Annotated in this window: 7 protein-coding genes; 5 read left to right on the top strand and 2 right to left on the bottom strand. The window is 65.9% G+C overall.

Annotation, left to right across the window (positions count from 1 at the left end):
- The 3 genes from egtB to egtD all read left to right on the top strand — a co-directional run.
- On the top strand, positions 1-1,246 hold a 1,246-nt coding region (egtB, locus tag Y705_RS18840; RefSeq protein ID WP_049822555.1), incomplete at its 5' end, for an ergothioneine biosynthesis protein EgtB.
- Between the two features lie 172 nt (positions 1,247-1,418).
- On the top strand, positions 1,419-2,081 hold the full coding sequence (egtC, locus tag Y705_RS0109675) for an ergothioneine biosynthesis protein EgtC (protein WP_253908566.1): 663 nt from the start codon (positions 1,419-1,421) through the stop codon (positions 2,079-2,081).
- Positions 2,078-3,064 carry an L-histidine N(alpha)-methyltransferase gene (gene egtD, locus Y705_RS0109670; RefSeq protein WP_026532711.1) on the top strand — a complete coding sequence of 329 codons (987 nt, stop codon included), beginning with the start codon at positions 2,078-2,080 and terminating at the stop codon, positions 3,062-3,064. Before egtC ends, egtD begins: the two co-directional genes overlap by 4 nt.
- A 183-nt stretch (positions 3,065-3,247) precedes the next feature.
- Here the strand turns inward: egtD and Y705_RS0109665 are convergent, their stop codons facing one another.
- Both Y705_RS0109665 and clpB read right to left on the bottom strand, forming a co-directional pair.
- Positions 3,248-3,487 (bottom strand): DUF3073 domain-containing protein, encoded by a 240-nt coding sequence (locus Y705_RS0109665; protein ID WP_026532710.1) that lies wholly within the window; start codon positions 3,485-3,487, stop codon positions 3,248-3,250.
- Between the two features lie 140 nt (positions 3,488-3,627).
- The gene (gene clpB / locus Y705_RS0109660) at positions 3,628-6,231 is read right to left on the bottom strand and encodes an ATP-dependent chaperone ClpB (protein WP_026532709.1); all 2,604 of its coding nucleotides are present in this window, start codon (positions 6,229-6,231) and stop codon (positions 3,628-3,630) included.
- Positions 6,232-6,537: 306 nt separating this feature from the next.
- Here clpB and betT point away from each other — a divergent pair, with 306 nt between their 5' ends.
- Both betT and Y705_RS0109650 read left to right on the top strand, forming a co-directional pair.
- Complete coding sequence (betT, locus tag Y705_RS0109655) at positions 6,538-8,670, top strand: choline BCCT transporter BetT (protein WP_049822554.1); 2,133 nt, start codon at positions 6,538-6,540, stop codon at positions 8,668-8,670.
- On the top strand, positions 8,667-10,130 hold a 1,464-nt coding region (locus Y705_RS0109650), incomplete at its 3' end, for an aldehyde dehydrogenase family protein (protein WP_026532707.1). The genes betT and Y705_RS0109650, both read left to right, overlap by 4 nt.

Below are 10,130 nucleotides of genomic sequence, written 5' to 3'. Positions count from 1 at the left end.
GTGTGACGAGGAGGAGCTGCTCAAGCAGCACTCTCCTCTGATGTCTCCCCTGGTGTGGGACCTGGCACATGTGGGCAGCCAGGAGGAGCAATGGCTGGTCCGCGACGTCGGCGGGATGGAGCCGCTCCGGCCCGAGATCGACAAGCTCTACGATGCCTTCGAGCATTCGCGCAGCAGCCGCCCTTCACTGCCACTGCTGGCTCCCGGGGAATCCCGGGGGTACCTTGCACAGGTGCGCTCCAAGACACTGGACATCCTGGACCGCGTCCCGCTCGAGGGTTCGCCGCTGCTGGAGGCCGGGTTCGCCTTCGGCATGATGGTCCAGCACGAACAGCAACACGCCGAGACCATGCTGGCGACGCATCAACTCCGGGTGGGTGAACCCGTCCTGCACCCTGTTGCTCCGGATCCACGGGTGCTTTCCCGCCGCGTCACGGGGCTGCCCCCCGAGGTGCTGATTCCCGGCGGATCCTTCTCGATGGGCACCTCCGTGGAGCCCTGGGCGCTGGACAATGAGCGGCCCGCCCATGAGGTGCATGTCCCCGGCTACTGGATCGACACGGTGCCCGTCAGCAACGGCAGCTTCCTGGAGTTCATCAACGACGGCGGGTACGCGAACCCGGACTGGTGGACCGCCGAGGGCTGGAGCTCCCGCAACGATGACGATCTGACCGCCCCCAAGTACTGGATGCGGGACGGTCACCAATGGTGGCGGGTCCGTTTCGGCGTCGTCGAACCGGTCCCCGCCGAGGAACCCGTACAGCACGTCTCATTCTTCGAAGCCGAGGCCTACGCAAAGTGGGCCGGACGGCGCCTGCCCACCGAGGCAGAGTGGGAGAAGGCCGCACGACACGACCCGGTCAGCGGCCGCTCCCGGCGCTACCCGTGGGGTGATGAGGACCCGACGTCCGGCCACGCGAATCTGGGAGGAGCAGCGTTGCGGCCTTCCCCTGTCGGCTCCTACCCCGCAGGGGCGTCCGCGCTGGGCGTCCACCAGCTGATCGGCGATGTGTGGGAATGGACCTCCAGCGATTTCGGCCCCTACCCGGGGTTCCGGGTGTTCCCCTACCGCGAGTACAGCGAAGCCTTCTTCGGTGGAGGTTACAAGGTGCTGCGCGGAGGGTCCTGGGCGGCCGACGGAGCAGCGAGCCGGGGCACGTTCCGGAACTGGGACTACCCTATCCGGCGCCAGATTTTCACCGGCTTCCGTACCGCACGGAATGACGCCCCAGCCGGAGGGCAGTAGCGAATGTGCCGTCACTTGGCTTTCCTAGGACCTCCGACACCACTGGCCACGCTGCTTTCGGCGCCCGAACACGGCCTGCTCCGGCAATCCTGGGCGCCGCGGCGCCAACACAACGGCACACCACGGTCTGCTCCGGCAGTCCTGGGCGCCGCGGCGCCAACGCAACGGTACGATGAACGCCGACGGTTTCGGCGTCGGCTGGTACGCCGCAGGGGATCCCGTTCCGGCCCGCTACCGGCGTGCTGTACCCATGTGGACGGACCAGTCCTTCGCTGATCTGGCGCGGGTCACCACCAGTGGGGCGGTGCTGGCTGCCGTGCGTTCGGCTACCCCCGGTACGACGCCGGACGAGGCGGCCGCTGCCCCCTACGCCTCGGGGGCGTGGCTTTTCAGCCACAACGGGCGGATCGACGACTGGCCGCAGTCGGCGGAGGCACTGGCGGCGAGGCTGCCTCCTGCACGGCTTCTTGCCCTCGAAGCCCGGGTGGATTCGGCCCTGCTGTGGGCCATGGTCCTTGAACGGCTTGAATCCCGGGACTATGCGGGCACGGATTCCGCGGGGAACGCACTGGCAGGCGTCGTGGCCGACGCATCCGCCTGCAGCACGGGGCGATACAACTTCCTCCTGACCGATGGAACCACCATTGCTGCCACAGCTGCCGGTGATACCCTTTTCTGGCGCTCGGACAACAGGGGTACCGTCGTTGCCAGTGAACCCTCCGACGACGGCGCGGGGTGGCATGAGGTTCCGGATCAGTCCCTGCTGGTCGCCACTTCGCACGGCGTCGACATCAGCCCAATAACCCCAGCAGGAATGGAGCCCGCGCTCAGATGAATCCTTCGAAGACTGCACTCGAGATCGTCCATCACCTGCCGCCGCATTACCTTGAGCGCGCCCTGCGTCAGGATGTGCTCGATGGACTGTCCAAACCGGTGAAGACCTTGCCGCCCAAGTGGTTCTATGATCGGCGGGGCAGCGAACTGTTCGAGCAGATCACGCAGCTGCCCGAGTATTTCCCTACGCGCACCGAACGGCGGATCCTCGAGGAGTCCGCAGACGAGATCGCCGCGGCCAGCCCGGCAGAAATGCTCATCGAGCTCGGATCCGGGTCGTCGAGAAAGACGCCCCTGCTGCTCGACGCCCTGAAGAACGCCGGGCCACTTCAAAGCTATGTCGCTGTGGATGTCAGTGACAGCGCCCTGACCGATGCCAATAACGAGTTGTCCCGGGAGTATCCGGATCTCATCCTGCAGGCAGTCGCCGCTGATTTCGAGTCCCAGCTCCAGCTGCTCCCCAGCGACGGACACCGGATGGTGGCGTTCCTGGGCGGGACCATCGGGAACCTCGAGCCGGATGCCCGCGCTCGGTTCCTCGTCCAGGTGAGGGAACTCCTGGGGAAGGAGGGCGGATCATTGCTGATCGGCACAGGCCTGGTGCAGCCGCCTGAAGTCCTCATCCCCGCCTACGACGACGCGAGCGGCGTGACTGCCGACTTCAACCGCAATGTGCTGCGCGTCCTCAACGCGGAGCTGGGAGCCGATTTCGACGTCGAGGCTTTCGACCACGTGGCGGTGTGGAACGAGGCCGAGGAGTGGATCGAGATGAGGCTGCGGGCCACGCGCGCCATGCGGGTGCGACTGCCCGGCGCCGGAATCGAAATCAGCTTCGACCGGGGCGAAGACCTGCGGACCGAGGTGTCCGCGAAATTCCGACCGGAGAAAATTGCCGCGGAGCTCGAGGCTGCACGACTGACCGTCGTCGGGCAGTGGACGGACGCCGAGGAACGCTATGCGATGACCCTGGCCGAACCCCTGTAGGCCATCGGCGCTCGGTCCTCCATCGACCAGCCACCCCCACCGATCGAGTGCGCAGAAATGACGCCTATCCGGGTCGATATCGGTAACTGCTGCGCACTCGAAGAGGGCCACACACGAAAAAGTGGTGCATCCGACCCCGAGGGAATGGATGCACCACTTTCAGAAGGACTTGATACCGCTCGCTCAGCCCGTCCGGCGTGAACCGCCGTCCTCGCCGTCGTCGCCGTACTCCTCGACGTATTTGTCTGCATACTCCGAATAGTCCGGTTCCACCGGCTCCGGAGCCTCAGTACGTCGATTGGAGGCACGACCGCTCGGGCCTGTGAGCTCGCGCTGCAGTGCCGTGTAGTCAGTCGCCGGGCTGAAGTACTTCATGTCCCGGGCCTGCTTGGTAGCTTTTGCCTTTTGACGGCCGCGCCCCATGGCGTGACCCCCTTTTTGCGTCGATCCGGAGGTGGTCGCTGGGGCACAAGGCCCAAGGCTACAGCGAGGCCCCGGATTATTTGGTCAATATGTCGTGACTCTAGGTTACATGCTTTCAGGGACGCCGGTGCGCGGCTTCCTCAGCCCGTAGCAACGGTCACCGTCAGTCCCTCACCTTCGCCGTCGTCGGTCGCCGCGCGGTCCACCACCACGGTGTCGCCGTCGTCGATCCCGCCGGCAAGGATGCCGCGGGCCAGCCGGTCCCCGATCTCCCGCTGGACGAGGCGCCGCAGCGGCCTGGCTCCGTAGGCGGGATCGAATCCCGTCATGGCCAACCATTCGCTCGCGGCCGGAGTGACGTCCAGCTGGAGCCTGCGGTCCCTGAGCCTCGAAGCCAGCGCGTCGACCTGGAGGTTGACGATCCGCGAGAGGTCATCGAGACTCAGCGGGTCGAACACGACGACGTCGTCGAGCCGGTTGAGGAACTCCGGCCGGAAGCTTGCGTTCACAGTGGCCAGGACGGCCTCCCGCTTGGCGTCGTCGTCGAGCATCGGGTCGACGAGGAACTGCGAGCCGAGGTTCGAAGTCAGCACGAGGATCACGTTCCGGAAGTCCACGGTGCGTCCCTGGCCGTCGGTCAGCCGGCCGTCATCGAGCACCTGGAGGAGAATGTCGAAGACCTCCGGATGCGCCTTCTCCACCTCGTCGAGGAGCACCACACTGTAGGGACGACGCCGCACGGATTCGGTGAGCTGGCCGCCCTCCTCGTATCCGACATAGCCGGGGGGTGCTCCGACAAGCCGCGCGATCGAGTGTTTCTCGGAGTACTCGGACATGTCGATACGGATCATGGCGCGTTCGTCGTCGAACAGGAAGTCCGCGAGCGCCTTGGCGAGTTCGGTCTTGCCCACCCCGGTGGGGCCGAGGAACAGGAACGAACCGGTGGGCCGATCCGGGTCGGACACGCCGGCCCGTGCGCGCCGCACCGCGTCGGATACCGAAGCGACTGCCCTCCGCTGGCCGATCAGGCGCGCACCGATGGTGTCCTCCATCTGCAGCAGCTTCTGGCTCTCGCCCTGCAGCATGCGCCCGGCCGGGATGCCCGTCCATGCCGAAATGACCTCGGCGATGTCCCCTGCACTCACCTCATCGGCAACCATGAGCTCCGGGGCGCCATCTGCCTGCTCCTCCGCCTGCGCGGCGTCCAGTTCGCGCTGGACCTGGGGGATCTCGCCGTAGAGGATCCGTGACGCCGTTTCGAGGTCGCCGTCGCGCTGGGCGCGGTCAGCCTGCGAGCGCAAGTCATCGAGTGAGGCCTTGAGGTCGCCGACCCGGTTGAGGCCGGCTTTTTCGGCCTCCCACCGGGCATTGAGGGCGCTGAGCTGTTCACTCTTGTCGGCCAGATCGGCGCGTAGCGTCTCCAGGCGCTCCACCGACGCCTGGTCCTTTTCGCCCGACAGCGCGAGTTCCTCCATCCGAAGCCGATCGAGCGCACGTTTGAGCTGATCAATTTCCTCCGGCGCCGAGTCGATCTCCATCCGCAGTCGCGACGCCGCTTCATCCACGAGGTCGATCGCCTTGTCGGGAAGCTGACGCCCCGAGATGTACCGGTGCGACAGCGTGGCTGCCGCGACCAGGGCTGCGTCGGCGATGGACACCTTGTGGTGCGCCTCGTACCGCTCCTTGAGCCCGCGGAGAATACCAATGGTGTCCACCACCGAGGGCTCCCCCACGTACACCTGCTGGAAGCGCCGCTCAAGCGCCGGGTCCTTTTCCACCCGCTCGCGATACTCATCGAGCGTGGTGGCACCGATCAGCCGCAGTTCACCGCGCGCAAGCATGGGCTTCAGCATGTTTCCGGCGTCCATGGACCCTTCGGACGCACCGGCGCCCACCACCGTGTGCAGTTCGTCGATGAACGTCACCACCTGGCCGTTCGCGGAACGGATCTCCTCGAGGACAGCCTTCAACCGTTCCTCGAACTCGCCGCGGTACTTGGCCCCCGCAACCATCGAGCCGAGGTCAAGGCTGATGAGGGTTTTGCCGCGCAGCGACTCCGGAACGTCGCCGGCCACCATGCGCTGCGCCAGGCCCTCGACGACGGCGGTCTTCCCGACGCCCGGCTCTCCGATCAGCACGGGGTTGTTCTTGGTGCGCCGGCTCAGCACCTGCACCACGCGGCGGATTTCGGCATCGCGCCCGATCACGGGGTCCAGTTTGCCCGACCGCGCGATCTCCGTGAGGTCCACGCCGAACTTCTGCAGCGCCTGGAACGTGTTCTCGGGGTCCGGCGAGGTCACGCGGCGGTCACCCCGCACGCCGGGAAGCGCAGCCGCGAGGGCGGCGGGGGATACCCCTGCGCCGCGGAGGATGGTCCCCGCAGTCCCTGGATCCGCGGCGAGGCCGAGCAGCAGATGCTCGGTGGAGACGAACTGGTCGCCCAGCGACTCGGCTTCCTGCTGCGCCGCCGTCACCACCTGCAGCGCTCCGCGGGAGAACTGCGGCTGCGCCACGGAACTGCCCGACGACGCCGGCAACGCCTTGATGGCCGAGCTCGCTTGGACACTGATGTCATCAGGGCCCGCACCAGCGGCTTTGAGCAGCGCCACGGCCACGCCGTCGCGCTGGTCCATGAGGGCTTTCAGGAAGTGGGGGGGCTCCACCTGCGGATTGCCTGCGGTGGAGGCGTTCATCGCCGCGGCTGAGAGCGCTTCCTGGCTTTTCGTCGTGAATTTGGTGTCCACAGGAATGTCCTTTCTGGCAGATAGCCATCCAACTGCCTTGAGTCTAGTCGACTCAACTCTTGAGTGCAGCAGCTTCACTTCCGCTTCACTCAGGGCGAAGCCGTTCCTGCCATTCACTCGGTAGCATGTGAGTGTGAGCCAGATCACCCATTTCGCGGCGCCCGGTGCTCTGCCGGTAACGTTGACGGTCCCCTCCGCGCCAAAACTTTCTGCTGAGTACCTGCGTGAAACTCCTGCATCAATGTCCTGCCGTGCTGCGTCGTTGGGGATGCTGTCAGCGTGGCTTCAATCAATCCGAGGGATGACATGAGCCAATCAACGAAAGCACCACCGGGCGCTTCAACTCCGGCCGAACCGGAAAAAACCCCGGGCAGGACCCAGGTCAACAAGACGGTTTTCATCGGCTCCGCAGCCGGTATCCTCGCCATCACCCTGTGGGCCATCGTGTCACCCGAGAGTGCCGCGGCCGTGATCGGCTCGATCGTCGGATGGGTGTCCACCAACCTGGGGTGGTACTACTTCCTCATCGTCACCCTGGTGGTGATCTTCGTCCTCGTGGTGGCACTGACGAGGGTCGGCAAGACCAAGCTCGGACCCGATCACTCCAAGCCCCAGTTCAGCATGTTCACCTGGGCCTCGATGCTGTTCGCCGCGGGCATCGGCATCGACCTGATGTTCTTCTCGGTGTCGGAACCCATCACCCAATACCTCGCCCCTCCCCAGGGCGACGGCGGAACCACCGAGGCGGCCCGCCAGGCCATGGTCCTCACACTGTTCCACTACGGCATCACCGGCTGGGCACTGTATGCACTGATGGGCCTTGCGCTGGGATACTTCGCCTACCGACAGAACCTCCCCCTCAGCATCCGCAGCGCGCTCTACCCCATCTTCGGCAAGAAGATCAACGGCGGCCTTGGCGACGCCGTGGACATCGCGGCACTCCTCGGAACGATCTTCGGAATCGCGACGTCCCTCGGCATCGGCGTGGTCCAGCTCAACTACGGCCTCACCGTCATGTTCGGGCTGCCCGAAAACCTTACCGTGCAGATCGGCCTCATCGTCGTCGCCGTGCTCATGGCCACCGTGTCCGTGGTTTCCGGCGTCGAGAAGGGCATCCGGCGGCTCGCGGAACTCAACGTCATCCTCGCACTCGGGCTGATGCTGTTCGTCCTGATCAGCGGCAAGACCAGCTTCCTGCTGGACGGCATCATCCAGAACACCGGCGACGTCCTCAGCCGCTTCCCCGGCATGACCCTCGACACCTTCGCCTACGACCGCCCCGATGCCTGGCTCAGCGGTTGGACCCTGTTCTTCTGGGCCTGGTGGATCGCGTGGGCACCCTTCGTGGGACTGTTCCTGGCCCGGATCTCCCGCGGCAGGACCATCCGCCAGTTCGTCCTCGGCACCATGATCGTCCCCTTCGCCTTCATCCTGCTCTGGATCTCCGTCTTCGGGAACAGCGCACTGGACCTCGTCATGGGCGGCAACGCGGATTTCGGGGAGACGGCAATGAATCAGCCGGAGCGTGCGTTCTACGGACTGCTGGAGCAGTACCCTGCGGCCCCGCTACTCGTTGCGGTCGCCACCTTCACCGGGCTGCTGTTCTACGTCACCTCCGCCGATTCCGGTGCCCTCGTGATGGCGAACTTCACATCCCGGCTCAAGGACGCCGACTCCGACGGCCCCAAGTGGCTCCGCATCTTCTGGGCGGTGGCCACCGGCCTGCTGACGCTGGCGATGCTGACGGTCGGTGGCGTCCCGACCCTCCAGAACGCCACCATCATCATGGGACTGCCCCTGTCGATCCTGCTGCTGTTCATCATGCTGGGCATCTACAAGGCCCTCCGCGTAGAGAACTCGCTGATCGACAGCTACCGGGCAAGCCTTCCCGGTATCATTTCCGGGCGGGCGAATGAGAGCACTGGAGGGCGGAACTGGCGGCAACGCCTTCGCCGCGCCATGTCATACCCCGGACCCAAGCAAGCCAATCACTTCGTCGACGCGGTGGCGGAACCGGCGCTGCAGGAAGTCCACGATGAGCTATCGGCCCAGGGCGCCGACGTCGTTTTGACCACCGGAACGGTGGAGGCCTGCGGTATCCGCCACGTCGACCTGCAGGTCAACCTTGGGGGCGAGCGCCCGTTCAAGTACCAGATCTATCCCGTGCAGTACGACACGCCGTCCTTCGCCACCGAGAACGCGGCGGTGGATGCGAAGTACTACCGGATGGAGGTCTTCTCTCTCGAGGGGAGCCACAGCTACGACCTCACCGGCTACACGACCGACCAGGTCATCACCGACGTGCTGGACCACTACGAGACGCACCTCGAGTTTCTGCACCTCAACCGTGCAGTGCCCGGCAATACGGCTCTCACCGAGGATCAGAGTGCCAAGGACAACTGGGCATCAGACTTCCCACACCAGGAGGAAACCAAGTGAGTACAGCAACACTGTTCATTGGCGGGGAATGGGTGCCGGCTTCCGACGGCGGTACCCGCGCCATCCACTGCCCGGCCGACGGCGAATCCGTGGGCGATGTGTCCGAGGGCACTCGGGAAGACGCCGAGCGTGCCATTGCGGCAGCCCGGAAGTCCTTCGATTCCGGCGAGTGGGCTTCGGTGCCCGCACCGCATCGCGGTGACTTCCTCCTCCGGGTGGCGGCCGAGCTGCGCGCCCGCAAGGACGAGTTCGCCCGGGCCGAGACGCTGGACACCGGCAAGCGCCTGGTCGAGAGCGAGATCGACATAAACGATATCGCCGACTGCTTCGCCTACTTCGGCAAGCTGGCCGGCCAGGACGCCGGGCGCATGGTCGATGCCGGCAACAACAGCGTGGTGAGCCGGATCGCCTACGAACCCGTGGGGGTGTGCGGGCTCATCTCCCCGTGGAACTATCCCCTCCTGCAGTCCGCCTGGAAGATTGCGCCGGCACTCGGTGCGGGGTGCTCCTTCATCCTGAAACCCAGCGAACTGACTCCGCACACGTCCATCCTGATGATGGACCTCCTCGATTCCCTGGGCCTTCCCAAGGGCGTCGCCAACCTCGTGCTGGGTGCCGGCGCCGTCGTGGGCGCGCCCCTGTCCGAGCACCCCGACGTCGACATGGTGTCCTTCACGGGCGGCCTGGAGACCGGCAAGCGGATCGCCGCGGCGGCGTCGGGCACCATCAAGAAGGTGGCGCTGGAGCTGGGTGGCAAGAACCCGAACATCGTCTTCGCCGACGCCGATTTCGACGCCGCCCTCGACAACGCGCTCAATGCCGCCTTCGTCCATTCCGGTCAGGTGTGCTCCGCCGGTGCCCGGCTCCTCGTCGAGGAACCCATCGCCGAGCGGTTCGTCGACGAGCTGGTCCGACGCACCCGCGAGATCCGTCTCGGCGGACCGTTTGACGAGCACGCCGAAGCGGGCCCCCTCATTTCGGCGGCCCACCGCGACAAGGTGACCGCCTACGTCCGGAAAGGCCTCGACGAGGGTGCACGCCTGCGCTGTGGCGGCACCTGGGGCGAGGGGGAACTCGAGAAGGGCTTCTACTACACACCCACCGTGCTGGACCAGGTGACGCGCGGCTCGTCGGTACTCGTCGATGAAGCCTTCGGACCGGTGGTCACCGTTGAGACCTTCAACGGCGAGGACGAGGCGGTGGAGCTCGGCAACGACACCTCCTACGGCCTCGCGGGAGCGGTCTGGTCGCAGGACGCCGGCAAGGGCCAGCGCGTCGCTGCGCGCCTGAGGCACGGCACCATCTGGATCAACGACTTCCACCCGTATCTTCCGCAGGCGGAGTGGGGCGGCTTCGGCCAGTCCGGCATGGGCCGCGAACTCGGGCCCACCGGATTCGCTGAATACCAGGAAGCCAAGCACATCTATCACAACATCAAGCCCGCCGTCACCGGCTGGTTC

Source organism: Arthrobacter sp. H41 (assembly GCF_000520535.1).
In the GTDB taxonomy this organism is placed as follows: domain Bacteria; phylum Actinomycetota; class Actinomycetes; order Actinomycetales; family Micrococcaceae; genus Arthrobacter_D.
This window is presented reverse-complemented; position numbering and strand designations above follow the sequence as displayed.

What these genes read in the sequence shown, in the direction of transcription:
- betT (WP_049822554.1), top strand. Translation starts at nt 6,538, where the DNA reads ATGAGCCAATCAACGAAAGCACCACCGGGCGCTTCAACTCCGGCCGAA.
- egtD (WP_026532711.1), top strand. Translation starts at nt 2,078, where the DNA reads ATGAATCCTTCGAAGACTGCACTCGAGATCGTCCATCACCTGCCGCCG.
- egtC (WP_253908566.1), top strand. Translation starts at nt 1,419, where the DNA reads ATGAACGCCGACGGTTTCGGCGTCGGCTGGTACGCCGCAGGGGATCCC.
- Y705_RS0109665 (WP_026532710.1), bottom strand. Translation starts at nt 3,487, where the DNA reads ATGGGGCGCGGCCGTCAAAAGGCAAAAGCTACCAAGCAGGCCCGGGAC.